The organism is Pseudomonas sp. PvP028 (assembly GCF_017832255.1).
GTDB classification, from domain to species: domain Bacteria; phylum Pseudomonadota; class Gammaproteobacteria; order Pseudomonadales; family Pseudomonadaceae; genus Aquipseudomonas; species Aquipseudomonas syringae.
The window spans coordinates 1,388,561-1,412,515 of the sequence record NZ_JAFIBL010000001.1 but is presented as its reverse complement, the minus strand read 5'-3'; the positions used below and the strand labels follow the sequence as shown (position 1 = coordinate 1,412,515).

General features: G+C 56.4%; 23 protein-coding genes. 4 read left to right on the top strand and 19 right to left on the bottom strand.

Going from position 1 to position 23,955, the window contains the following annotated elements:
* Positions 1-103: 103 nt before the first annotated feature.
* The 18 genes from JOE34_RS06340 to rpmH form a co-directional block, all read right to left on the bottom strand.
* Positions 104-529 carry a F0F1 ATP synthase subunit epsilon gene (locus JOE34_RS06340; RefSeq protein WP_003413751.1) on the bottom strand — a complete coding sequence of 142 codons (426 nt, stop codon included), beginning with the start codon at positions 527-529 and terminating at the stop codon, positions 104-106.
* Between the two features lie 43 nt (positions 530-572).
* Positions 573-1,952, bottom strand: a complete 1,380-nt coding sequence (gene atpD / locus JOE34_RS06335; protein WP_002555982.1) for a F0F1 ATP synthase subunit beta — start codon at positions 1,950-1,952, stop codon at positions 573-575.
* Between the two features lie 27 nt (positions 1,953-1,979).
* Positions 1,980-2,840, bottom strand: a complete 861-nt coding sequence (gene atpG / locus JOE34_RS06330) for a F0F1 ATP synthase subunit gamma (protein WP_003367855.1) — start codon at positions 2,838-2,840, stop codon at positions 1,980-1,982.
* Between the two features lie 50 nt (positions 2,841-2,890).
* Positions 2,891-4,435 carry a F0F1 ATP synthase subunit alpha gene (gene atpA / locus JOE34_RS06325; protein WP_003315957.1) on the bottom strand — a complete coding sequence of 515 codons (1,545 nt, stop codon included), beginning with the start codon at positions 4,433-4,435 and terminating at the stop codon, positions 2,891-2,893.
* A 21-nt stretch (positions 4,436-4,456) separates the two neighbouring features.
* Entirely contained in the window at positions 4,457-4,993 is a 537-nt protein-coding gene (locus JOE34_RS06320; RefSeq protein WP_003315956.1) for a F0F1 ATP synthase subunit delta, read from the bottom strand.
* 12 nt (positions 4,994-5,005) lie between these two features.
* Positions 5,006-5,476, bottom strand: a complete 471-nt coding sequence (locus JOE34_RS06315) for a F0F1 ATP synthase subunit B (RefSeq protein WP_003315955.1) — start codon at positions 5,474-5,476, stop codon at positions 5,006-5,008.
* 57 nt (positions 5,477-5,533) lie between these two features.
* The gene (atpE, locus tag JOE34_RS06310) at positions 5,534-5,791 is read right to left on the bottom strand and encodes a F0F1 ATP synthase subunit C (protein ID WP_002555987.1); all 258 of its coding nucleotides are present in this window, start codon (positions 5,789-5,791) and stop codon (positions 5,534-5,536) included.
* Positions 5,792-5,929: 138 nt separating this feature from the next.
* Positions 5,930-6,799 carry a F0F1 ATP synthase subunit A gene (atpB, locus tag JOE34_RS06305; protein ID WP_003315954.1) on the bottom strand — a complete coding sequence of 290 codons (870 nt, stop codon included), beginning with the start codon at positions 6,797-6,799 and terminating at the stop codon, positions 5,930-5,932.
* Positions 6,800-6,815: 16 nt separating this feature from the next.
* On the bottom strand, positions 6,816-7,223 hold the full coding sequence (locus JOE34_RS06300; RefSeq protein ID WP_002555989.1) for a F0F1 ATP synthase subunit I: 408 nt from the start codon (positions 7,221-7,223) through the stop codon (positions 6,816-6,818).
* A 146-nt stretch (positions 7,224-7,369) separates the two neighbouring features.
* Positions 7,370-8,242 carry a ParB/RepB/Spo0J family partition protein gene (locus JOE34_RS06295; RefSeq protein WP_003315951.1) on the bottom strand — a complete coding sequence of 291 codons (873 nt, stop codon included), beginning with the start codon at positions 8,240-8,242 and terminating at the stop codon, positions 7,370-7,372.
* Positions 8,243-8,251: 9 nt separating this feature from the next.
* Positions 8,252-9,043 carry a ParA family protein gene (locus JOE34_RS06290; protein WP_002555991.1) on the bottom strand — a complete coding sequence of 264 codons (792 nt, stop codon included), beginning with the start codon at positions 9,041-9,043 and terminating at the stop codon, positions 8,252-8,254.
* Between the two features lie 18 nt (positions 9,044-9,061).
* Entirely contained in the window at positions 9,062-9,706 is a 645-nt protein-coding gene (gene rsmG / locus JOE34_RS06285) for a 16S rRNA (guanine(527)-N(7))-methyltransferase RsmG (RefSeq protein WP_003367844.1), read from the bottom strand.
* Positions 9,703-11,595, bottom strand: coding sequence for a tRNA uridine-5-carboxymethylaminomethyl(34) synthesis enzyme MnmG (gene mnmG / locus JOE34_RS06280; protein WP_032659633.1), 1,893 nt, complete (start codon positions 11,593-11,595; stop codon positions 9,703-9,705). Before mnmG ends, rsmG begins: the two co-directional genes overlap by 4 nt.
* Before the next feature lie 576 nt (positions 11,596-12,171).
* Positions 12,172-13,542 carry a tRNA uridine-5-carboxymethylaminomethyl(34) synthesis GTPase MnmE gene (gene mnmE, locus JOE34_RS06275; RefSeq protein ID WP_003421520.1) on the bottom strand — a complete coding sequence of 457 codons (1,371 nt, stop codon included), beginning with the start codon at positions 13,540-13,542 and terminating at the stop codon, positions 12,172-12,174.
* Positions 13,543-13,620: 78 nt separating this feature from the next.
* Positions 13,621-15,312, bottom strand: a complete 1,692-nt coding sequence (gene yidC / locus JOE34_RS06270; protein WP_003315945.1) for a membrane protein insertase YidC — start codon at positions 15,310-15,312, stop codon at positions 13,621-13,623.
* A gap of 2 nt (positions 15,313-15,314) precedes the next feature.
* A complete protein-coding gene (yidD, locus tag JOE34_RS06265) occupies positions 15,315-15,560 on the bottom strand; it encodes a membrane protein insertion efficiency factor YidD (protein WP_002551313.1) in 246 nt (81 codons plus the stop codon).
* Entirely contained in the window at positions 15,553-15,954 is a 402-nt protein-coding gene (rnpA, locus tag JOE34_RS06260) for a ribonuclease P protein component (protein WP_002551314.1), read from the bottom strand. Before rnpA ends, yidD begins: the two co-directional genes overlap by 8 nt.
* Before the next feature lie 16 nt (positions 15,955-15,970).
* Positions 15,971-16,105, bottom strand: a complete 135-nt coding sequence (rpmH, locus tag JOE34_RS06255; RefSeq protein ID WP_002551315.1) for a 50S ribosomal protein L34 — start codon at positions 16,103-16,105, stop codon at positions 15,971-15,973.
* A gap of 584 nt (positions 16,106-16,689) precedes the next feature.
* Here rpmH and dnaA point away from each other — a divergent pair.
* From dnaA to gyrB, 4 genes are read left to right on the top strand one after another with little or no spacing between them, the layout of a single operon-like run.
* Positions 16,690-18,225 (top strand): chromosomal replication initiator protein DnaA, encoded by a 1,536-nt coding sequence (gene dnaA, locus JOE34_RS06250; protein ID WP_003437057.1) that lies wholly within the window; start codon positions 16,690-16,692, stop codon positions 18,223-18,225.
* A 38-nt stretch (positions 18,226-18,263) separates the two neighbouring features.
* A complete protein-coding gene (dnaN, locus tag JOE34_RS06245) occupies positions 18,264-19,367 on the top strand; it encodes a DNA polymerase III subunit beta (RefSeq protein ID WP_032659497.1) in 1,104 nt (367 codons plus the stop codon).
* Positions 19,368-19,389: 22 nt separating this feature from the next.
* A complete protein-coding gene (recF, locus tag JOE34_RS06240; RefSeq protein ID WP_010422957.1) occupies positions 19,390-20,493 on the top strand; it encodes a DNA replication/repair protein RecF in 1,104 nt (367 codons plus the stop codon).
* 4 nt (positions 20,494-20,497) lie between these two features.
* On the top strand, positions 20,498-22,915 hold the full coding sequence (gene gyrB, locus JOE34_RS06235; protein ID WP_209995300.1) for a DNA topoisomerase (ATP-hydrolyzing) subunit B: 2,418 nt from the start codon (positions 20,498-20,500) through the stop codon (positions 22,913-22,915).
* 142 nt (positions 22,916-23,057) lie between these two features.
* On the opposite strand, the gene hopBF1 is transcribed toward gyrB, so the two are convergent.
* Complete coding sequence (gene hopBF1, locus JOE34_RS06230) at positions 23,058-23,663, bottom strand: T3SS effector protein kinase HopBF1 (protein WP_096115555.1); 606 nt, start codon at positions 23,661-23,663, stop codon at positions 23,058-23,060.
* Positions 23,664-23,955: the final 292 nt, after the last annotated feature.

The following is a 23,955-nucleotide window of genomic DNA, read 5'->3' as shown; positions in this document are numbered from 1 at the left end:
CAACCGGACCGAAGACGGGCTGACTTGAAAGAGGAAATCTGAAAAAAGAAAAAGGGTAGCCGAGGCTACCCTTTTTCTCAATCGCGCATCGAGTGCAGCAGGGTTAGCCGCCGAACTTCTTGCGAATTTGCTGAACGGTGCGCAGCTGAGCTGCAGCCTCGGCCAGACGAGCAGTTGCAGATCCGTAATCGAAATCTGCGCCCTTCTCGTTCAGGGCCTTCTCTGCAGCCAGTACGGCTGCCTGAGCAGAAGCTTCATCCAGGTCGGCAGCACGTTGCACAGTATCGGCAAGCACCTTGACCATGTTCGGCTGAACTTCAAGGAAACCACCGGAGATGTAGAACACCTCGGCTTCCCCACCCTGCTTGATCAAGCGGATCGGGCCCGGCTTCAGATCAGTGATCAGCGGCGCGTGGCCTGGAGCGATACCGATATCACCCAGGTTGCCGTGCGCAATCACCATCTCGACCAGACCGGAGAAGATTTCCCCTTCCGCGCTGACGATGTCGCAATGGACTGTCATAGCCATTTGCTTGCCTCAACCTAATAGCGCCCGTTGCCGGGCGCCGGGATTACAGTTTCTTGGCTTTCTCGATCGCTTCTTCGATGCCGCCGACCATGTAGAACGCTTGTTCTGGCAGGTGGTCGTAGTCACCGTTGAGGATGCCTTTGAAGCCAGCAATGGTGTCTTTCAGGGAAACGTATTTACCCGAAGCACCGGTGAAGACTTCTGCCACGAAGAAAGGCTGGGACAGGAAGCGCTGGATCTTACGAGCACGGTTAACCAACTGCTTGTCGGTCTCCGAGAGCTCGTCCATACCCAGGATCGCGATGATGTCTTTCAGCTCTTTGTAACGCTGCAACACGTACTGAACGCCGCGAGCGGTGTCGTAGTGTTCCTGGCCAATGACGTTCGGGTCCAGCTGGCGCGAAGTCGAATCCAGTGGATCTACCGCCGGGTAGATACCCAGAGAGGCGATGTCACGGGACAGTACGACGGTGGCGTCCAAGTGGGCAAACGTGGTAGCTGGCGATGGGTCAGTCAAGTCATCCGCTGGTACGTATACGGCCTGGATCGAGGTGATCGAACCATTCTTGGTGGAAGTGATGCGCTCTTGCAGAGTGCCCATCTCTTCAGCCAGGGTCGGCTGGTAACCTACTGCGGAAGGCATACGGCCCAGCAGTGCGGATACTTCGGTACCGGCCAGGGTGTAACGATAGATGTTGTCGACGAACAGCAGAACGTCGTTACCTTCGTCACGGAACTTCTCGGCCATGGTCAGGCCGGTCAGTGCTACGCGCAGACGGTTACCCGGCGGCTCGTTCATCTGACCGTAGACCAGTGCCACTTTGTCCAGAACGTTGGAGTCCTTCATCTCGTGGTAGAAGTCGTTACCCTCACGAGTACGCTCACCCACACCGGCGAACACGGAATAACCGCTGTGCTCGATGGCGATGTTACGGATCAGTTCCATCATGTTTACGGTCTTGCCGACACCGGCACCACCGAACAGACCGACTTTACCGCCCTTGGCGAACGGGCAGACCAGGTCGATAACCTTGATGCCGGTTTCCAGAAGGTCGTTGCCGCCTGCCTGCTCAGCGAAGGACGGTGCAGGACGGTGAATGCCCCAGCGCTCTTCGGTGGCGATCGGGCCAGCTTCGTCGATCGGGTTGCCCAGCACGTCCATGATCCGGCCCAGCGTCGCTTTACCGACCGGTACGGAGATGGCTGCGCCAGAGTCTGTTACTTCCAGACCACGCTTCAAGCCCTCAGTGGAGCCCATCGCAATGGTACGAACCACGCCGTCGCCCAGCTGCTGCTGAACTTCCAGGGTGGTTCCTGCCGCGCTCTGAACTTCCAGCGCGTTGTAGATACTCGGTACGCTATCGCGTGGGAATTCCACGTCGATCACGGCGCCGATGATTTGAACGATACGTCCGCTACTCATTAGCTGGTTCCTCTAATATTTGAACCGTTAAACCGCGGCAGCGCCGCCGACGATTTCCGAGATCTCTTGGGTGATCGCTGCCTGACGCGCCTTGTTGTAGATCAGCTGCAAATCGCTGATCAAATCACCGGCGTTGTCTGTGGCGTTCTTCATCGCGATCATCCGCGCTGCTTGTTCAGCTGCGTTGTTCTCGACCACCGCCTGGTACACCTGCGATTCCACGTAGCGAACCATAAGGCCGTCTAGCAGCTCTTTGGCATCGGGTTCGTAGAGATAGTCCCAGTGGTGCTTGAGCCCTTGATCCGGGGTTGCCACCAGCGGAATCAATTGCTCCACTGTTGGTTGCTGGGTCATGGTGTTGATGAACTTGTTGGATACCACGGACAGGCGATCAATACGGCCATCCAGGTAGGCATCCAGCATCACCTTGACGCTGCCGATCAAGTCGTTGATCGACGGCTCTTCGCCCAGGTGGCTGATCGCAGCGACGACGTTACCGCCGAAGTTGCGGAAAAATGCCGCACCTTTGCTGCCGACCACGCACAGATCGATCTCTACACCGTTTTCACGGTTCACCGCCATGTCCTTGACCAGAGTCTTGAACAGGTTGGTATTCAAGCCACCACACAGACCACGGTCACTGCTCACTACGACATAACCGACGCGCTTAACAGGGCGCTCGATCATGAACGGGTGGCGGTACTCCGGGTTGGCGTTTGCCAGATGACCAATCACCTGACGAATGCGCTCCGCGTAAGGACGGCTAGCAGCCATGCGCATTTGAGCCTTGCGCATTTTGCTGACCGCCACTTTTTCCATGGCGCTGGTGATCTTTTGCGTGCTTTTGATGCTCGCAATCTTGCTGCGAATCTCTTTTGCGCCTGCCATGTAACACCTATCAGGTTAGCAAGCGGGAGCCTTGCGGCCCCCGCTGCGGCTTACCAGGTTTGGGTGGCCTTGAACTTCTCGATGCCGGCTTTCATGCCAGAATCGATTTCGTCATTGAAGTCACCCTTCACGTTGATCTTCGCCATCAAATCGGCGTGATCGCGGTTGAAGTAAGCAATCAGCGCTTGTTCAAAGCTGCCGATCTTGGTGATTTCGACGTCAGTCAGGAACCCACGCTCAGCGGCATACAGCGACAGCGCCATGTCAGCGATCGACATTGGTGCGTATTGCTTCTGCTTCATCAGCTCGGTGACGCGCTGACCATGCTCAAGTTGCTTGCGGGTCGCCTCGTCCAGGTCAGAAGCGAACTGGGCGAATGCCGCCAGTTCACGGTACTGAGCCAGAGCGGTACGGATACCACCGGAAAGCTTCTTGATGATCTTGGTCTGAGCGGCACCACCCACACGGGATACCGAAACACCGGCGTTCACAGCCGGACGGATGCCGGAGTTGAACATGGCCGATTCCAGGAAGATCTGACCGTCGGTGATGGAAATCACGTTGGTCGGAACGAACGCGGAAACGTCGCCAGCCTGGGTTTCGATGATCGGCAGTGCGGTCAGGGAACCGGTTTTGCCGGTCACTGCGCCGTTGGTGAACTTCTCTACGTACTCTTCGGAAACACGCGATGCGCGCTCCAGCAGACGGGAGTGGAGATAGAACACGTCGCCTGGGTAAGCTTCACGGCCTGGTGGACGGCGCAGCAGCAGGGAAATCTGGCGGTAAGCCACTGCTTGCTTGGACAGATCGTCATAAACGATCAACGCGTCTTCACCGCGGTCGCGGAAGAACTCGCCCATGGTGCAACCCGAGTACGGTGCAAGGAACTGCAGCGCAGCGGATTCGGAAGCACTTGCAGCCACGACGATGGTGTTAGCCAGTGCGCCGTTTTCTTCGAGCTTGCGAACAACGTTGGCGATGGTCGATTGCTTCTGACCGATCGCTACGTAGACGCAGAAGATGCCGCTGTTCTTCTGGTTGATGATTGCGTCGATGGCCAGAGCGGTTTTACCGATCTGACGGTCACCGATGATCAGCTCACGCTGGCCACGGCCGACAGGAATCATGGCATCGACAGCCTTGTAGCCAGTCTGTACAGGCTGGTCTACCGACTTACGCCAGATCACGCCTGGAGCAACTTTCTCGACCGCATCGGTCTCGGTGTTGTTCAGCGGACCTTTGCCGTCAACTGGATTACCCAGTGCATCGACAACGCGACCCAGCAGTTCCTTACCCACCGGAACCTCGAGGATGCGGCCAGTGCACTTGGCGCTCATGCCTTCAGCCAGAGTCGTGTAAGCGCCCAGTACAACGGCACCCACGGAGTCTTGCTCAAGGTTCAGCGCCATACCGTAGACGCCGCCCGGAAACTCGATCATTTCGCCGTACATTACGTCGGCCAGACCATGAATCCGCACGATACCGTCAGACACGCTGACGACTGTGCCTTCGTTACGGGCTTGGGAGGTTACATCGAGCTTGTCGATGCGACCCTTGATGATTTCACTTATTTCGGAAGGATTGAGTTGCTGCATTGCTCTGCTGCCCCTTCAAACTCAAGATTTCAATGCTTCGGCTAGTTTCGCGATCTTGCCACGAACTGAGCCATCGATAACCAGGTCGCCGGCGCGGATGACGACACCCCCTATAAGAGAGGCATCCTCCGCAGCATGCAGGCGCACTTCCCGGCCGAGCCGTGCACTGAGAACCTTGGCGAGTTTGTCTTGCTGTTCTTGGTTCAATGCGAAAGCACTGGTGACATCCACATCGACCGATTTTTCCTGCTCGGCCTTGTACAGGTCGAACAGTTCGGCGATCTCCGGCAAAAGCGGGAGGCGGTCGTTTTCAGCAACGACGTGAATGAAATTCTGTGCCTTGGCATCGAACTTTTCGCCACACACTTCAATAAAAGTGGTGGCCTTTTGTGCGCTCGTCAGTCGCGGGGCCTTGAGCATGCGCTGCATGGTGTCGTCTTGTGACACCGCAGCAGCCAGGCCGAGCATGGCTGACCAATTGGCCAGCTGCTGGTGGGCCTGCGCATGCTCGAAGGCCGCCTTCGCGTAAGGTCGGGCCAACGTGGTCAGTTCTGCCATGATCGCCCTCGCTTAAATTTCAGCAGCCAGTTTGTTAACCAGCTCCGCGTGCGCGTTTTGATCGATTGTGGCACCCAGGATCTTCTCTGCGCCATTGACTGCCAGGCTACCCAACTGGGCGCGCAAGGCGTCTTTGACACCGTTCAGTTCCTGCTCGATCTCGGCATGAGCCTGAGCCTTCACACGGTCAGCTTCAACGCGTGCCGTTTCACGGGCTTCGTCGACAATCTGAGTACCGCGTTTCTTGGCTTGCTCAATGATCTCGGCTGCTTGAGCTTTAGCTTCGCGCAGTTGTTGACCCGCTTTTTCTTGGGCCAGCTCCAGGTCGCGAGCTGCTCGGGAAGCAGCGTCCAGTCCATCCGCGATCTTCTTCTGACGTTCGTGCAAAGCCGCGATGACCGGAGGCCACACGAACTTCATGCAGAAAATCACAAAAATGAAGAACGCAACGGACTGGCCAATCAGGGTTGCATTAATGTTCACGCCAACACCTCGCTCGTTCGTTGTCCATCACACCAATCAACTCGAAAATTCGAGTGATCAGCCAGCGAGTTGACCAACGAAGGGGTTCGCAAAGGTGAAGAACAGAGCGATACCGACACCGATCATGGTCACGGCGTCGAGCAAGCCCGCAACGATGAACATTTTAACTTGCAGCATTGGAACCATTTCCGGCTGACGCGCTGCGCCTTCCAGGAACTTGCCGCCCAACAGGCCGAAACCGATTGCAGTACCCAGTGCGCCCAGGCCGATCAACAGTGCAACAGCGATAGCGGTTAGACCAACTACAGTTTCCATCTTTCCTCCCGACTTTTACGTCGTATTGGTTAGGTTTTTTTAATTGAAGCGGTAAAACAAAATCGTTTCTACATCAGCCCTTGCGGGCACCGCCTCGCCACTGGCGAGACGGTCATCAGACGCGTCCTGAGACGAATCTCAATGGTTATCTTCGTGAGCCATCGACAGGTAGACGATGGTCAGCATCATGAAGATGAACGCTTGCAGGGTGATGATCAGGATGTGGAACACAGCCCACGCCCACTGCAGCACTACACCCAGACCGCTGAGCCACAACAGACCGCTGCCGAACATCACGGCGATCAGAATGAAGACCAGCTCGCCAGCATACATGTTGCCGAACAGACGCAGAGCCAGGGAAATCGGCTTGGCGATGAGCGTCACGAATTCCAGCAGGAAGTTGACCGGGATCAACAGCGCCTGAACGAACAGGTTCTTGCTGCCAAACGGGTGAAGGGTCAGCTCGCCGATGAAACCGCCGATGCCCTTGACCTTGATGCTGTAGAAAATGATCAGTGCGAACACGGACAGGGCCATGCCCAGCGTGGCGTTCGGGTCAGTGGTCGACACGGCACGGAACGGAATGTGCGAGTCACCCGAGATCATCATCGCCAGCTGTGGAATCCAGTCCACCGGTACCAGGTCGACCGCGTTCATCAGGAATACCCAGACGAAAATGGTCAACGCCAGTGGCGCGATGACCGCGCTGCGGCCGTGGAAGCTGTCTTTCACGCTGCCGTCGACGAACTCGACCAGAACTTCGACGAAGTTCTGCAGTGCGCCAGGCTGACCGGAAGTTGCCTTCTTGGCCGCCATGCGGAAGATCAGAACGAAAATCAGACCCAACGCAACCGACCAGCCGAGGGTATCGACGTGGAAGGCCCAGAAACCCATTTCCTTGGCTTCCGCTGCGGTGTGGGCAAAGCCCCATTCGCCATTGGGCAGGTGCCCGAATGTAAGGTTCTGCAAGTGGTGCTGGATATAGCCCGAAGCTGTTTGCTCTGCCATGGTTGCCTCAAACGCCCTAAGGTCTCGAAAGTCTTGTTCTCGTAAGCAGGGGAGCGAACCAGTTGACCACCTGGATCAACATGAACACGCCGAATACAGCCAGCGGCGCCAAAGGCTTCACACCTGCGAACGTCAATGCAAAAAGCACTGCCGTGAAAATCAGTTTGCCTGCCTCGCCGGCGTAGAACGACCGAACGATGGCTTGCGCTGCTCTGGCCCCGGAAAACCGGAATGCCTTGTGAGCAAAGTATAAATTGGGTAGCCAGGCTATCAGGCCTCCGCAGAGTCCCGAATATCCTGCAACGACTCCTTGCCACTGCCACAGCACCAATGCGGCCATGAGCAGCACGATCAATTGAGCCAGCAAAAGCGGGAAAACCGCCAGGCGATAGAACGGCAAGCGGTCTGGCATGCGGGATTCCATCGCAACTGCTCCTTTGATGTCGGTCGCCATGATCAATAACTTGGCATAATTTGTGCCGACAAAATGCGCGCAGAGTATAGGGGCGGTTAAGCCCCTATTCAACAGTCGGGTAGTGATTTCCGACTATACGCTACAGAGCAATTGTTTCAGCGGATGTGAGCGAGCACTCCCTGAAGCTCGTCCAGCGAGTTGTAACGGATAACCAATTGACCTTTGCCCTTCTGACCGTGACGAATCTGCACCGCAGAGCCCAGACGCTCGGCCAGGCGCTGTTCGAGGCGGCTGATGTCCGGGTCGGTCTTCACCGGCTCGGCGGCCTCTGCCTTGCCACTCAGCCACTGCCTGACCAGTGCTTCGGTCTGGCGTACGGTAAGCCCGCGTGCGACAACATGTCGCGCACCTTCGACCTGCCGATCTTCACCCAGTCCGAGCAATGCACGCGCATGGCCCATTTCCAGATCGCCATGAGACAGCATCGTCTTGATGGCCTCCGGCAAGGCGATCAGGCGTAACAGGTTGGCGACACTGACTCGCGACTTGCCGACGGCATCAGCCACCTGCTGCTGGGTCAGTTGAAACTCCTGCTGCAAGCGCTGCAGCGCCATGGCCTCTTCAATCGGGTTGAGGTCCTCACGCTGGATGTTCTCGATCAGCGCCATCGCAATCGCGGTTTCGTCCGGTACATCGCGGACCATCGCCGGGATCGTCTCCACACCTGCCTGCTGGCTGGCACGCCAGCGACGCTCACCCGCGATGATCTCGAAGCGGTTGTCACCGATAGGACGCACCACGATCGGCTGCATCACGCCCTGCGACTTGATCGACTGCGCAAGTTCTTCGAGTGCCTGCGGGTCCATGTCACGGCGCGGCTGGTACTTGCCGCGCTGGATCAGGTCCAGCGGCACATGCTGCAACTCACTTGGCGGGGCCTTGACGGCCTGTTCTTCCAGCGAACTGACGGTTGGACTGCTCAGAAGTGCGTCCAACCCACGTCCGAGACCTCGTTTCTTGACGGCCATGGGAATTCCTTAGGTTGGCTGAGCGGTTTTTGCGCCGCGACGTTGACGACGAACCAGTTCACTTGCCAGGGCCAGATAGGCCAGCGCACCACGAGACGACTTGTCATACGCCAGTACCGGCATGCCGAAACTCGGTGCCTCGGCCAGGCGGATGTTCCTCGGTATCACGGTGTCGTACAGCTGCTCGCCGAAGTGTTCCTTGAGCTGCGCCGAAACGTCGTTGATCAGGCTCAGCCGCGGATCATACATGGTGCGCAGCAGGCCTTCGATTTTCAGCTGCGGGTTGAGCAGTTCAGCGATGCGCTTGATGTTATCCACAAGGTCACTGAGACCTTCGAGTGCAAAGTACTCGCACTGCATGGGGATAATTACGCCGTCTGCCGCGACCAGTGCGTTCAGGGTCAGCATCGACAGCGAAGGTGGGCAATCGATGAGAATGTAATCGTAATTCTCGCGGATAGGCGCCAGCGCATTGCGCAGACGACTCTCTTTCATCTGCATTTCCAGCAGAACCACTTCGCCCGCCGTCAGATCACGGTTGGCCGGAAGCAGTTGATAACCACCGTGCTCGGAAAACTGCATGGCCTCGCCCAGATCGCATTCGCCGATCAACAGGTCGTAGACGGAGTTTTCCAGGTTGTGTTTATCCACACCGCTGCCCATGGTCGCATTACCCTGGGGATCGAGATCGATCAACAGCACACGGCGCTTGGTCGCGACCAGTGACGCGGCGAGGTTGATGCATGTGGTGGTCTTGCCGACCCCACCTTTCTGGTTCGCTATCGCGAATACCTTAGCCATTCTTGCTTGTGTTCCCAGTCATGCCGTGCGGCGCAGTATCAGCAGATGGCGTTGGCCTTGGCAACCCGGAACGGTCAAGGCGTGTGCGCTATCGAGGTGAAAATCCGAGGGCAATGCTACCAGCTCATCGTCAGGATGCAGCCCTTTCATTGCCAGCCAGCGTGTATTGACGTCGCCCATGTGACGCGTCCAGCCGGTGAAGTCTTCCAGGCTGCTGAACGCACGGGAGATGATCCCGTCGAAAGGCACTTCAGGCTGATAACTTTCTGCACGGCTGTGGATAACTTCAAGATTATCCAGTTTCAGCTCAAGTTTGACCTGGGTCTGAAACCGGGTTTTCTTGCCATTGCTGTCCAGCAGCGCCACTTTGCGCTCCGGAAACAGGATGGCCATGGGAATGCCGGGCATCCCACCGCCGCTGCCGACGTCGATCCAGCGTGTACCTTCGATGAAGGGCACCACACTGAGACTGTCGAGCAGATGCCTCGATACCATTTCGTCCGGGTTGCGTACCGCAGTCAGGTTGTAGGCCTTGTTCCACTTGATCAACAACGCCAGATACGCCAGCAATTGCTCGTGCTGTGCCGGGCTGAGGTCAATCCCCAATTCCCGGGCACCGGTGGATAACTCTTGGGCGTGTTGCGGGGTGACCATAGAACTCAAGCGCTTTGCTCCAACTGACGGCCCGCGCCGCGTTTTTTCAAATGGATCATCAACAGCGATATCGCTGCAGGCGTAACGCCGGGGATGCGCGATGCCTGTCCGAGTGTTTGCGGACGAGTTATCCCCAGCTTGCTTTGGATTTCTTTCGACAGGCCGGAGATCGCGGCGTAGTCGATGTCTTCCGGCAGACCAGTGTCTTCACTGGCGCGCAGACGGGCAATTTCGTCCTGCTGGCGGTCAATGTAACCGGCATATTTTGTCTTGATCTCGACCTGCTCGGCGACCTGGGGATCGATGCAGCCCTGGCCAGTGATTGAAATCAGGCTGGCGTAGTCGATTTCCGGACGAGTCAGCAGGTTGAGCAAATTGTATTCGTGGGTCAGCGGCGTGCCGAAGTGTGCAGCAATCGCATCGCCCTGCTCGGTACCGGGACGCACCCAGGTACTTTTCAAACGCTGTTCTTCCAGCTCGATGCTTTCACGCTTGGTGCAGAACGCAGCCCAGCGGGCATCGTCGACCAGGCCCAGTTCGCGGCCCTTTTCGGTAAGTCGCAGGTCAGCGTTGTCTTCGCGCAGGATCAAACGGTATTCGGCCCTGGAAGTGAACATCCGGTAAGGCTCTTGCGTACCGAGCGTGATCAGGTCGTCGACCAGAACGCCGATGTACGCTTCATCGCGACGCGGGCACCAGCTGTCTCGACCCTGTGCGCGCAGCGCGGCATTGGTCCCGGCCAGCAAACCCTGAGCGCCTGCCTCTTCGTAACCGGTCGTGCCGTTGATCTGGCCAGCGAAGAACAGACCGCCGATGACCTTGGTTTCCAGGCTGTATTTCAGATCACGCGGGTCGAAATAGTCGTATTCGATGGCGTAACCAGGGCGAACGATGTGTGCGTTCTCCATGCCGCGAATCGATTGGACGATCTGCAATTGCACGTCGAATGGCAACGACGTGGAAATACCGTTCGGGTACAGCTCGTGCGTGGTCAACCCTTCCGGCTCGATGAAGACCTGATGGCTTTCCTTGTCGGCAAACCGGTGGATCTTGTCTTCGATCGACGGGCAGTAACGTGGACCAATACCTTCGATAACACCCGAATACATCGGCGAGCGATCGAGGTTGGACGCAATGATTTCGTGAGTCCGCGCGTTGGTGTGCGTAATCCAGCAACTGACCTGCGGCGGATGCTGTTCCTTGTTGCCCAGGAACGACATGACCGGGATCGGTGTGTCACCTGGCTGCTCGGTCATCACCGAGAAATCCACAGAACGCCCGTCAATGCGTGGCGGGGTCCCGGTTTTCAGGCGGCCGACGCGTAGCGGTAGTTCACGCAGTCGTTGCGCCAGTGCGATCGAGGGAGGATCACCTGCCCGACCGCCCGAGTAATTTTGCATACCGATGTGGATAAGTCCGCCAAGGAACGTACCTGTGGTCAACACCACGGACTCGGCAAATATGCGCATACCCATCTGGGTCACGACGCCGCGCACTTGATCCTGTTCGACGATCAGGTCATCGCAGGCTTGCTGAAATATCCACAGATTCGGCTGGTTTTCCAGGATTTCGCGGATGGCTGCCTTGTACAGCACGCGATCAGCCTGTGCACGGGTAGCTCGTACGGCCGGCCCCTTGCGGCTGTTCAGCACGCGGAACTGGATACCGCCCTTGTCAGTAGCCATGGCCATGGCGCCGCCCAAGGCGTCGATTTCCTTGACCAGATGGCTTTTACCGATACCACCTATGGCCGGGTTGCAACTCATCTGGCCGAGTGTTTCCACGTTGTGGGTCAGCAACAGGGTTTTGACACCCATGCGTGCCGACGCCAGTGCGGCCTCGGTACCGGCATGACCGCCACCGATGACGATCACTTCAAAACGGGAAGGGAAATCCACCACGCACCTCGTGCCTGTTGTCGATGAGAAATTGGGATAGCTGACAAGTATAGGGACTTACCCCACCTGAATGAAACCCGTTGGACAAAATTTAACCAGCTGTGGAAAACTCGCGAATAAAGAAAATAAAAAGGAAAGAAAGTTTATAAAGCCTTGTTTTTATGTTTATTCTTACTGAGCCACCTTTCTGTGGATAGATCTCTACAGGCCTTTATTTTCAAAGTGTACAGAGATTCAAAAGCCTGTGTTCATGTGGGGATGAGGGGTTTGGATAACCGTCCTGAGCCTGTTGATAAGATAGCCACTTGTCCACAGGGGCATTTATCTTCAGGTTTGCACCCTGCTTACCCACCGAGCTGAAGGGCAGTTATTCACAGGGCTTAATCCACAAAAAAACGGCTCTTCAGCAAAAATCAGGCACAGAAAATCCCTCCCTCGGGCATGTCTGCTCGTCAGATTCAGGTGTCGAGGCAAAATTAAAGGAGGAAATAGCCGAGTATGTGGATAACGCTGCCGCTGAAAGAGGCGTCTTGTGGTGCTTGAAGGCATGACCCAGGGCGGGCCATGCCAGGAGGTTTACTTACCGATGCAGAAGCTAGAGAAGATTCTGCCAAGCAGGTCGTCGGAACTGAATGCGCCGGTAATCTCGCCAAGCGCTTGCTGTGCCTGACGCAGGTCTTCGGCCAGTAGCTCTCCAGCGCCCGCCAGGGTGAGTTGAGCCCTGCCGTGTTCCAGCGAGTCACTGGCATGGCGCAGCGCCTCAAGATGGCGTCGACGCGCGCTGAAGCTGCTTTCCGAGGTTTGTTCATAGCCCATGCAGGCCTTGAGATGCTCGCGCAGCAGTTCAAGCCCTTCGCCACCAGACCTGGCGCTCAGGCTGATGGTGACGTGGCCATCAACGCTGGTCTGCAGATCGACGGGGTCTCCACTCAGATCTGCCTTGTTGCGTATCAGCGTGACTTTCGACGGGTCCGGGCGCTGCTCGAGGAATTCGGGCCACAGTGCAAACGGGTCTGCTGCCTCCGGCGCGGTCGCATCCACCACCAGCAGAATCCGGTCAGCTTCGCCGATGGCCTTGAGTGCGCGCTGCACGCCGATCATTTCCACCTGATCTTGAGTATCCCGCAGCCCTGCAGTGTCGACTACGTGCAACGGCATTCCATCTATGTGGATATGTTCACGCAGTACATCGCGGGTGGTGCCGGCGATCTCGGTGACAATTGCCGCCTCCCTGCCCGCCAGAGCGTTCAACAGACTGGATTTGCCCGCATTAGGGCGTCCGGCAATCACCACGGTCATGCCGTCGCGTAATAAGGCACCCTGCCCGGCTTCACGCAGCACTGTGGATAACTCGGCACGCACGTCATCGAGCATCTTCAGAACGTGGCCATCGGCAAGGAAGTCGATTTCCTCTTCGGGGAAGTCGATTGCAGCCTCTACGTAGATGCGCAGGCTGATCAATTTCTCGGTCAAGTTATCCACACGCCGTGAGAAAGCACCCTGCAGTGAGCGCAGTGCATTACGCGCTGCCTGTGCAGAACTTGCCTCGATCAGGTCGGCAATCGCTTCTGCCTGAGCAAGATCGAGCTTGTCATTGAGAAAGGCGCGCTCACTGAACTCGCCCGGACGAGCCAGTCGGCTGCCCAGTTGCAGGCAGCGTTGCAGCAGCATGTCCAGAACGATGGGACCACCATGACCCTGAAGTTCCAGAACGTCTTCGCCGGTGAATGAGTTGGGTCCCGGAAAATACAGCGCAATGCCTTCGTCGAGTACCTGGCCGGCGTCATCGACAAAGGGGCCGTAGTGGGCAAATCGGGGCTTGAGGGTCCGGCCGATAATGGCTTCGGCGGCCTTGCCCGCCAGAGGGCCTGATAGCCGGACGATACCGACACCGCCACGCCCTTGGGCTGTGGCGATGGCGGCAATGGTTTCACGAGGAACGTTCATGCTCCGGCTCCCGGGCAAATGACGGATAGCAAAACGCCCCACTAGGGGGCGTCTTGTAGAACTTATTCACAGGTTAGATCAGGCAGCTGCTTTCTTGGTAGCGGCTTCGATCTTGCGAGTGATGTAAGCCTGCTGAGCGATCGACAGGGTGTTGTTCACAACCCAGTACAGAACCAGACCGGCAGGGAACCACAGGAAGAAGAACGTGAAAATGATCGGCATCATTTTCATGACCTTGGCCTGCATCGGATCTGGCGGAGTCGGGTTCAGACGCTGCTGAATGAACATGGTCGCGCCCATGATGATCGGCAGGATAAAGAACGGGTCCTTGATCGACAGGTCGGTTATCCACAGGATCCATGGTGCCTGACGCATTTCCACGCTTTCCAGGAGTACCCAGTACAGCGAAAGGAAAACCGGCATTTGCACAAGAATAGGCAAGCATCCACCCAGCGGGTTGATCTTCTCTTTCTTGTACAGCTCCATCATTGCCTGGGACATCTTCTGACGATCATCGCCATGCTGCTCTTTCAGCAATGCAAGCTTCGGAGCCACGGCGCGCATGCGTGCCATCGACTTGTAGCTGGCTGCGGAGAGCGGGAAGAACAGGCCTTTGATCAGCATGGTCAGAACAATGATCGACCAGCCCCAGTTACCGAGGATGGCGTGGATATGTTGCAGCAGCCAGAAGATAGGCTGGGCAATGAACCACAGGAAACCATAATCGACGGTCAGCTCCAGGCCTGGGGATAACTCTTTGAGTACCGCCTGGCTTTTCGGACCTGCGTACAGGGTGGCACTGGTTTCACCTTGTGCACCAGGTGCAACCGACAGAGTCGGGCTGGTGAAGCCGATGATGTAGTTGCCCTGGCTGTCTTTGCGGGTCTGAACGGCGTTGGTTGCGTTGTGATCCGGAATCCACGCAGTCACGAAGTAGTGCTGCAACCATGCAACCCAACCGCCCTGGACAGTTTCCTTGACCTGGCCCTTGTCGATATCTTTCATCGACACTTTCTTGTACGGCTCGGCCGCAGTCCACAGGGCAGCGCCCAGATAGGTAGCGGTGCCGGTAGCAGTCGTCGAAGAAGGATCGGAGCTGGCATCGCGCTTCAATTGCGCGAACAGATTACCCGACCAGGGTTGTGCGCTCTGGTTATCCACAACGTAAGTCATGACCAGATCGTACAGACCGCGCTTGAAGGTGAAGCGCTTGATGTAATTGACGCCGTTTTCCGAGAATTTCAGATCCACGACCATCGTGTCCTGGCCATCAGCCAGTTGATAAGTCTTTTGTGTGGAGGTGTAAACCGGACGACCGGCAGCGCGTGCATCAGGACCGTTGGTCCCGGTCAGGCCGCTTTGTGCCAGAAAAGTACGCTCGCCGCCGTTGTCGAACAACTGAAACGGAACGTCAGGACGATCCTGACGACGCGGGTACAGAGGCAAACGAAGCTGAACGACGTCGCCACCCACCGGATCGATCGCCAGATCGAGCACATCGGTCTTGACGTGGATAAGGTCTTTGCTGGCTACGGCCGGAGTTTCAAGAGGTGCTGCAGCCGTATTGGCCGTAGCGTTTGCGCTTGGAACATCGGCACTTGCAGAACCATTAGTACCAGCGGCCGTATCCGGAATACCCGGTGCGGTGGTGCTGGCTGCAACATTCTGGGTCGGCATGGCAGCCTGGCCATAGTCTTGGTTCCATTTCAGAACCCCGACGTAGGTCACGATTGCCAGGGCGACGATCAGGATCGTGCGTTTAATATCCATGATTACTCGGCCATCGAAGAAGAACGGGAGGTGGGGACAGCTGGAACCGGGTCATAACCACCGGGATTCCATGGGTGACAGCGACCAAGACGACGAATTGACAGCCAGCCACCGCGCAAAAGGCCATGATTTTCGATGGCTTCATACGCGTAGCAGGAGCAACTGGGGTAGAAACGACAGTGACTGGCCATCAGCGGGCTAATGGCATAGCGATAGAACTGGATCGGAACGAGTGCCAGTTTACGCATCTGGACTGTCTACCCCTGCAGGTTCGGATTTTTCTTCCGGAATGGGTCGGCTACGCGCCAGACGTTTCCAGAGCTTGCCGAAATGCTGAATCAGTTCAGGGTTTTCTACGTCACCCAAGCCTTTACGCGCGACGATCACGATATCCCAACCGACCAAACTGTCTTGGTGTTGGCGAAATGATTCGCGCATCAGGCGTTTCAAACGATTGCGCTCGACGGAGAGCTTCACGCTCTTTTTACCTATCACAAGCCCCAGGCGGGGATGATCGAGGTCGTTGTTGCGCGCAAGGAGCAGGAGATTTTTCCCCGGAACCTTGCCGGTAGGGGAGTCAAAGACTGCCTTGAAATGCCGGGGAGTGAGCAAACGCTTTTCCCGACTGAAGTCTCGACTCACCTCCTGTGCCGATTTATCAAACTGCCAGACGCTTACGGCCTTTGGCACGACGACGCGAAAGAACTGCGCGGCCGTTTTTGGTGGCCATACGTGCACGGAAACCGTGGGTGCGGGCGCGCTTGATAGTGCTGGGTTGGAAAGTACGTTTCATGGCGTGTTACCTGGTTCGTCCACTACGGGCCGGAATGGCCCCCGTTTTAAGAGACCGGGGATTCTAGAGAAAGCAGGCCCGCAGGTCAATTTCCAACCAGCTTTTCTTCATAGGCGTCTTTTTATAGCTGAACGTCCTCTTCTTCTCATTCACCGCTACGCTAACCCGCTCCTGTTATAGAAATAAAAAGAAGAGAGTATTTAAAGCTTCTTTATAAAGCTTATAACTCTTACGCAGAGCTTTTCTGTGGATAACATCACACAGCCCTTGTTATTCAATGTGTACAGAGGTCAGAAAGGTTGTCGAGAAACGGTGCCTTGCCTGTGCCGGACCCTCGGAAAAGCTGTGCATGGAACGCCTCTTTATCCACAGGCGAGTTATGCACAGAGTTCAAGCCCGACTTATGCAACGGGCTGAAGACGGGTTATCCACAGCGCTTACGCGTTGACCGTTTGTCGTGTGGGCCATGCATAAATCGTTGATTTATAGCCGTCTGTGAGCAACCTACATGTGGATAAGTCGCCTCTGGGTCGTTACAATGGCGGCTGTTTTTGCCTCACCGGCTTTCAACTCAGGGGATATCCGTGTCAGTGGAACTTTGGCAGCAGTGCGTGGAGCTTTTGCGCGATGAGCTGCCTGCCCAGCAATTCAACACTTGGATCCGTCCGCTACAGGTCGAAGCCGAAGGCGACGAGTTGCGTGTGTATGCACCCAATCGTTTTGTTCTCGACTGGGTCAACGAAAAGTACCTTGGTCGTTTGCTTGAGCTTCTTGGCGAACACGGTCAAGGCATGGCCCCTGCTCTTTCCTTATTAATAGGAAGCAAGCGCAGCTCCGCACCCCGTGCCGCTCCGAATGCGCCATTGGCCGCTGCAGCCTCCCAGGCGCTGTCTGCCAACTCGGTGAGCAGCGTCTCGGCACCGGCTCCTGCCACGGCTGCGCCAGCTGCTGCCGTAGCGACGCCGGCACCGGTTCAGAACGTTGCAGCACACAACGAGCCGTCGCGTGACAGCTTTGATCCGATGGCAGGTGCCAGCTCGCAACAAGCGCCCGCTCGCGCAGAACAGCGCACCGTTCAGGTAGAAGGTGCGCTCAAGCACACCAGTTACCTGAACCGTACGTTCACCTTCGAGAATTTCGTCGAGGGTAAGTCCAACCAGCTGGCACGCGCTGCGGCCTGGCAGGTTGCCGACAACCCCAAGCATGGCTACAACCCACTGTTCCTTTATGGCGGTGTGGGTCTCGGTAAAACTCACTTGATGCATGCTGTGGGTAACCACCTGCTGAAGAAGAATCCGAATGCCAAGGTCGTGTACCTGCACTCGGAGCGCTTCGTCGCAGATATGGTCAAGGCGTTGCAGCTCAATGCAATCAACGAGTTCAAGCGCTTCTACCGCTCAGTCGATGCGCTGCTGATCGATGACATCCAGTTTTTTGCGCGCAAGGAACGCTCACAGGAAGAGTTTTTCCACACGTTCAACGCGCTGCTGGAAGGCGGACAACAGGTCATTCTGACCAGCGACCGCTATCCCAAGGAAATCGAAGGCCTTGAAGAGCGACTCAAGTCGCGTTTCGGCTGGGGCCTGACGGTTGCCGTCGAGCCTCCGGAGCTGGAAACCCGCGTGGCGATCCTCATGAAGAAAGCAGATCAGGCCAAGGTCGATCTGCCTCATGACGCAGCGTTCTTCATTGCCCAGCGAATTCGCTCCAACGTGCGTGAGCTTGAAGGTGCGCTCAAGCGCGTCATCGCTCACTCGCACTTCATGGGCCGCGACATCACCATCGAGTTGATTCGCGAGTCGCTGAAGGACTTGCTGGCGTTGCAGGACAAGCTGGTCAGTGTGGATAACATTCAGCGCACCGTCGCCGAGTACTACAAGATCAAGATCTCCGATTTGTTGTCCAAGCGTCGTTCCCGCTCTGTCGCCCGGCCTCGCCAGGTCGCGATGGCGCTCTCCAAGGAACTCACCAACCACAGTCTTCCGGAAATCGGTGATGTGTTTGGTGGCCGTGACCACACGACCGTCTTGCACGCATGCCGAAAGATCAACGAGCTCAAGGAATCCGATGCGGATATCCGCGAGGACTACAAGAACCTGCTGCGCACTCTGACTACGTGATAACGCCAGTGCAGCTCATCAAGGCAAGGGACTAGACCATGCATTTCACCATTCAACGCGAAGCCCTGTTGAAACCCCTGCAATTGGTCGCCGGCGTCGTCGAACGCCGCCAGACCTTGCCGGTTCTTTCCAATGTTCTCCTGGTCGTCGAAGGTCAGCAACTGTCGCTGACGGGTACGGATCTGGAAGTCGAACTGGTTGGCCGCGTCCAGCTGGAAGAGCCTGCCGAGCCTGGAGAGATCACGGTTCCTGCGCGCAAGCTCATGGACATTTGCAAGAGCCTGTCTAATGACGCGCTGATCGACATCAAGCTCGACGAATCGAAACTGATCGTCAAGGCCGGTCGTAGCCGCTTCACTCTGTCGACACTGCCTGCCAATGACTTCCCTACCGTCGAAGAAGGTCCGGGCTCGCTGACGTTCACTCTGGTGCAGAGCAAACTGCGTCGCTTGATCGAGCGCACCAGCTTTGCGATGGCCCAGCAGGACGTTCGTTACTACCTCAATGGCATGTTGCTGGAAGTAAGCGCCGGTATCTTGCGCGCAGTGGCTACTGACGGTCACCGCCTGGCCATGTGCTCGATGTCTGCCGATATCGAACATGCCGATCGCCATCAGGTGATCGTTCCACGTAAAGGTATTCTCGAAATGGCGCGCCTGCTGACCGAGCAGGACGGCACGGTCAGTATCGTTCTGGGTCAGCATCACATTCGTGCGACCACTGGCGAATTCACCTTCACCTCCAAACTGGTGGATGGCAAGTTCCCCGACTACGAGCGCGTGCTGCCTAAAGGTGGTGACAAGCTGGTGCTCGGTGATCGTCAGGCACTGCGTGAGGCGTTCAGCCGTACGGCGATTCTGTCCAACGAGAAGTACCGCGGCATCCGTCTGCAACTGGCCAGCGGTCAATTGAAGATTCAGGCCAACAACCCTGAGCAGGAAGAAGCAGAAGAAGAAATCAGCGTTGAATACAACGGTGATTCGCTGGAGATTGGTTTCAACGTGAGCTACCTGCTCGACGTGCTGGGCGTCATGACGACTGAGCAGGTTCGCCTGATTCTGTCTGACTCCAACAGCAGCGCACTGGTGCAAGAGTCTGATAACGACGACTCCGCCTACGTTGTCATGCCGATGCGTCTGTAACTTCATGTCCAGCGCAACCTAGATGTCTCTTAGTCGCGTCTCGGTCACCGGGGTGCGCAATCTGCACCCGGTGACCCTCTCCCCCTCCCCGCGTATCAATATCCTCTACGGCGCAAACGGCAGTGGCAAAACCAGCGTGCTGGAAGCTATCCATCTGCTGGGCATCGCCCGCTCGTTTCGCAGCAGTCGCCTGTTGCCTGTCATTCAGTACGAGCAGCCGTCATGTACGGTTTTCGGGCAGGTCGATCTTGCGCAAGGTGGACACAGCAATCTAGGTGTTTCACGCGACCGCCAAGGCGAGTTCCAGATTCGTATCAACGGGCAAAACGCCAGAAGCGCAGCGCAGCTAGCAGAAATTCTGCCGCTGCAGCTCATCAACCCCGACAGCTTCCGATTGCTCGAAGGTGCGCCGAAGATACGCAGGCAGTTTCTGGATTGGGGAGTGTTCCACGTGGAACCTCGCTTTATGGCTACGTGGCAGCGCCTGCAGAAGGCCCTCAAGCAGCGGAACTCGTGGCTTCGGCATGGTACACTTGACGCCGCTTCACAGGCGGCATGGGACCGTGAGCTGTGCTCGGCAAGTGATGAGATCGACGAGTTCCGTCGGGCTTATATCAAGGCACTGAAGCCGGTCTTTGAACAGACTTTGAGCGAACTTGTTGAGCTTGAAGGTTTGACCCTGAGCTACTACCGAGGATGGGACAAGGAAAAAGAGCTAAGTACAGTGCTCGCCTCTTCCCTCCACCGCGATCAGCAAATGGGCCACACCCAGGCCGGACCACAACGAGCTGACCTGCGCCTTAGATTAGGCGCGCACAATGCGGCAGATATTCTGTCTCGCGGTCAGCAAAAGCTGGTGGTCTGCGCACTGCGTATTGCTCAGGGACATCTGGTCAGCCAGGTCCGTCGAGGCCAGTGTATTTACCTGGTAGATGATTTGCCCTCCGAACTGGATGACAACCATCGACGCGCGCTTTGCCGCTTGCTGGAAGAATTACGCTGCCAGGTTTTTATCACCTGTGTAGATCAAGAATTTTTGAGGGAAGGCTGGCAGACGGAAACGCCAGTCGCTTTGTTCCACGTGGAACAAGGCCGTATCACCCAGACCCACGACCATCGGGAGTGATTGCATGAGCGAAAACCAAACGTACGACTCGTCCAGCATTAAGGTGCTGAAAGGACTTGATGCCGTACGCAAGCGTCCCGGAATGTACATCGGTGATACAGACGATGGCAGCGGTCTGCACCACATGGTGTTCGAGGTGGTTGATAACTCGATCGACGAAGCATTGGCAGGCCATTGCGACGACATCAGCATCATCATCCACCCAGACGAATCTATCACCGTGCGCGACAACGGCCGCGGTATTCCGGTAGACGTGCATAAAGAAGAAGGCGTATCTGCAGCCGAGGTCATCATGACCGTGCTCCACGCTGGCGGTAAGTTCGATGACAACTCCTACAAAGTATCCGGTGGTTTGCACGGTGTAGGTGTCTCTGTGGTTAACGCCCTTTCAGAGCTTCTGTTGCTGACGGTCCGCCGTAGCGGCAAGATCTGGGAACAGACCTATGTTAATGGTGTTCCACAGGAACCGATGAAGATCGTCGGTGAAAGTGACAGCACAGGCACTCAGATCCACTTCAAGCCGTCCGCTGAAACGTTCAAGAACATCCACTTCAGCTGGGACATTCTGGCCAAGCGGATTCGTGAGCTGTCCTTCCTGAACTCCGGTGTCGGCATTGTCCTCAAGGATGAGCGCAGCGGTAAGGAAGAATTGTTCAAATACGAAGGCGGTCTGCGCGCGTTCGTTGAGTACCTGAACACCAACAAAACACCGGTTAACGAAGTGTTCCACTTCAACATCCAGCGTGATGACGGTATCGGTGTCGAGATTGCTTTGCAGTGGAACGACAGCTTCAACGAGAACCTGCTGTGCTTCACTAACAACATTCCGCAGCGTGATGGCGGTACTCACTTGGTGGGTTTCCGTTCTGCGCTGACGCGTAACCTGAACAACTACATCGAGCAGGAAGGTCTGGCCAAGAAGCACAAGGTCGCGACCACTGGCGATGATGCGCGTGAAGGTCTGACGGCGATCATTTCGGTCAAGGTGCCTGATCCGAAGTTCAGCTCGCAGACCAAGGACAAGCTGGTTTCGTCCGAAGTCAAAACGGCTGTCGAACAGGAAATGGGCAAGTACTTCTCCGACTTTCTGTTGGAAAACCCGAACGAAGCCAAAGCGGTTGTCGGCAAGATGATCGACGCAGCCCGTGCCCGTGAAGCTGCGCGCAAGGCGCGTGAGATGACCCGTCGTAAAGGCGCACTGGATATCGCTGGCTTGCCGGGCAAACTGGCGGACTGCCAAGAGAAAGACCCTGCCCTCTCCGAACTGTACCTGGTGGAAGGGGACTCTGCTGGCGGATCAGCCAAGCAGGGGCGTAACCGTAGAACCCAGGCCATCCTGCCGCTCAAGGGCAAGATCCTCAACGTTGAAAAAGCGCGTTTCGACAAGATGATCTCTTCGCAGGAAGTGGGCACCTTGATCACTGCGCTGGGCTGCGGTATTGGCCGTGAAGAGTACAACATCGACAAGTTGCGTTATCACAACATCATCATCATGACCGATGCTGACGTCGACGGCTCGCACATCCGTACCCTGCTGCTGACCTTCTTCTTCCGTCAGTTGCCTGAGCTGATCGAGCGTGGCTACATCTACATCGCTCAGCCGCCGCTGTACAAGGTCAAGAAAGGCAAGCAGGAGCAGTACATCAAGGACGACGAGGCCATGGAAGAATACATGACCCAGTCGGCCCTTGAAGACGCCAGCCTGCACCTCAGCGAATCGGCACCGGGTATCTCCGGTACTGCGCTGGAGAAGCTGGTCAACGACTTCCGCATGGTCATGAAGACCCTCAAGCGCCTGTCGCGTCTGTACCCACAGGAACTGACCGAGCACTTCGTCTACCTGCCGCCGATCACGCTCGAGCAGCTGTCTGACCACGAGGGCATGCAAGCCTGGCTGGCACTGTTCGACGCGCGTCTGCGCACCGGCGAGAAGTCGGGTCTGGTCTACAAGGCCAGCCTGCGTGAAGACCGTGAACGCAACGTCTGGCTGCCAGAGGTCGAACTGATCTCCCACGGCCTGTCGAACTACGTCACCTTCAACCGCGACTTCTTCGGCAGCAACGACTACAAGACCGTTACCGCTCTGGGCGCGCAGATCAGCACGCTTCTGGAAGAAGGTGCCTACGTGCAACGTGGCGAGCGCAAGAAGCCCGTCAACGAGTTCAAGGAAGCCCTCGCCTGGTTGATGGCCGAAAGCACCAAGCGCCACACCATCCAGCGCTACAAAGGTCTGGGTGAAATGAACCCGGACCAGCTGTGGGAAACCACCATGGACCCGAGTGTGCGCCGCATGCTGAAAGTCACCATCGAAGACGCCATCGGCGCTGACCAGATCTTCAACACCCTCATGGGTGATGCGGTCGAGCCACGCCGTGACTTTATTGAAAGTAATGCGTTGGCCGTGTCCAACCTCGACTTCTGATGAAAGCGTGATCGAACACCAACCCCGGCGAAAGCCGGGGTTTTTGTTTGTGGAGTTTGGCCTGCTCGTCAGTCGACGGCGCTACCCCCTTCCCTGTTTCTACAAAATGCAACCTGCGCCATCTGAGGCTGTTCAGGGCCTTTTAATCACTGTCGTCCAGCAGGTTGTTCAACGCAATGGCGCGCAATTCTCGAACTTTAGCGATGCTTTTTTCTGGCGACGACCGGATCACATCTCTTGGGTCATTGATTCGCACCCGACCATACCCATCGATCAGGAACTGTAAGTCTTCAATGTGCAGGCTATGGGTTCTGAGTCTGGATATGATCTCATCACAGTCCTTCATAACGTTTTTATTGAAAGCCATGTCAGTTGGAATGTGTTTACGGTTATGGATAACGTCTTCGGAGTCCAGCGCATGATGGATGTAGTCTTTCGCTATCCCGACCTTGTTATCGTATTTGACTAAGGCGTATGCATCAACGACCGGAAACCCGAGGTCTTTCAGGTGTTTGGTCATCTTCAGCTCTTTTGCTGCGTATTCATTTCCGGAAATAATCCCGGTTGTGTCTGGCCGGATCAGGCATATGCATTGCCGTGGATCCTGCCGAGAATGATAAACATCCTTCTGACTTCCGCTTCCAAGCTTTTCGCCCACGGAAGGGATTGAAGTAAGTTCGGTAGGCGCGGCGACATCCTGGATACCCGGATGTCGCTGGATGGAGGCAGCACTGGAAACAATTGGCATAATGGTCACCGCTGTGTATTCGAGTTTACTGGTGTGTGATTCGCGAGCCGAGTCGTCGCTATCCTGTGCAATGAGTGAAGCATTGAGTGAGTTGGGTTCCCTGCTTAGCGGCTTTTTTGCACAGATTAGATACGTTGTATTGGTCAAGTAGGATCGGATCGGCCACTCATGGGCAAGACTGCTGGCCGTCGATCGTGGTTGATGACGAGCTATGCTTCTATGATGCAGGCCAGCTTACTGTCTTGGTCCGGACCCATATTCCACTGCTGTCCGTCGGTACTGTGCTGGCCAT

Excerpts from the sequence above, each read along its gene's own strand:
- atpD (WP_002555982.1), bottom strand. The coding sequence starts at position 1,952 with ATGAGTAGCGGACGTATCGTTCAAATCATCGGCGCCGTGATCGACGTG.
- JOE34_RS06295 (WP_003315951.1), bottom strand. The coding sequence starts at position 8,242 with ATGGCCGTCAAGAAACGAGGTCTCGGACGTGGGTTGGACGCACTTCTG.
- rpmH (WP_002551315.1), bottom strand. The coding sequence starts at position 16,105 with ATGAAACGTACTTTCCAACCCAGCACTATCAAGCGCGCCCGCACCCAC.
- gyrB (WP_209995300.1), top strand. The coding sequence starts at position 20,498 with ATGAGCGAAAACCAAACGTACGACTCGTCCAGCATTAAGGTGCTGAAA.
- atpE (WP_002555987.1), bottom strand. The coding sequence starts at position 5,791 with ATGGAAACTGTAGTTGGTCTAACCGCTATCGCTGTTGCACTGTTGATC.
- JOE34_RS06300 (WP_002555989.1), bottom strand. The coding sequence starts at position 7,223 with ATGGAATCCCGCATGCCAGACCGCTTGCCGTTCTATCGCCTGGCGGTT.
- dnaN (WP_032659497.1), top strand. The coding sequence starts at position 18,264 with ATGCATTTCACCATTCAACGCGAAGCCCTGTTGAAACCCCTGCAATTG.
- JOE34_RS06320 (WP_003315956.1), bottom strand. The coding sequence starts at position 4,993 with ATGGCAGAACTGACCACGTTGGCCCGACCTTACGCGAAGGCGGCCTTC.
- recF (WP_010422957.1), top strand. The coding sequence starts at position 19,390 with ATGTCTCTTAGTCGCGTCTCGGTCACCGGGGTGCGCAATCTGCACCCG.
- atpG (WP_003367855.1), bottom strand. The coding sequence starts at position 2,840 with ATGGCAGGCGCAAAAGAGATTCGCAGCAAGATTGCGAGCATCAAAAGC.
- atpB (WP_003315954.1), bottom strand. The coding sequence starts at position 6,799 with ATGGCAGAGCAAACAGCTTCGGGCTATATCCAGCACCACTTGCAGAAC.
- mnmE (WP_003421520.1), bottom strand. The coding sequence starts at position 13,542 with ATGAACGTTCCTCGTGAAACCATTGCCGCCATCGCCACAGCCCAAGGG.
- hopBF1 (WP_096115555.1), bottom strand. The coding sequence starts at position 23,663 with ATGCCAATTGTTTCCAGTGCTGCCTCCATCCAGCGACATCCGGGTATC.
- yidC (WP_003315945.1), bottom strand. The coding sequence starts at position 15,312 with ATGGATATTAAACGCACGATCCTGATCGTCGCCCTGGCAATCGTGACC.
- atpA (WP_003315957.1), bottom strand. The coding sequence starts at position 4,435 with ATGCAGCAACTCAATCCTTCCGAAATAAGTGAAATCATCAAGGGTCGC.
- JOE34_RS06340 (WP_003413751.1), bottom strand. The coding sequence starts at position 529 with ATGGCTATGACAGTCCATTGCGACATCGTCAGCGCGGAAGGGGAAATC.
- JOE34_RS06290 (WP_002555991.1), bottom strand. The coding sequence starts at position 9,043 with ATGGCTAAGGTATTCGCGATAGCGAACCAGAAAGGTGGGGTCGGCAAG.
- yidD (WP_002551313.1), bottom strand. The coding sequence starts at position 15,560 with ATGCGTAAACTGGCACTCGTTCCGATCCAGTTCTATCGCTATGCCATT.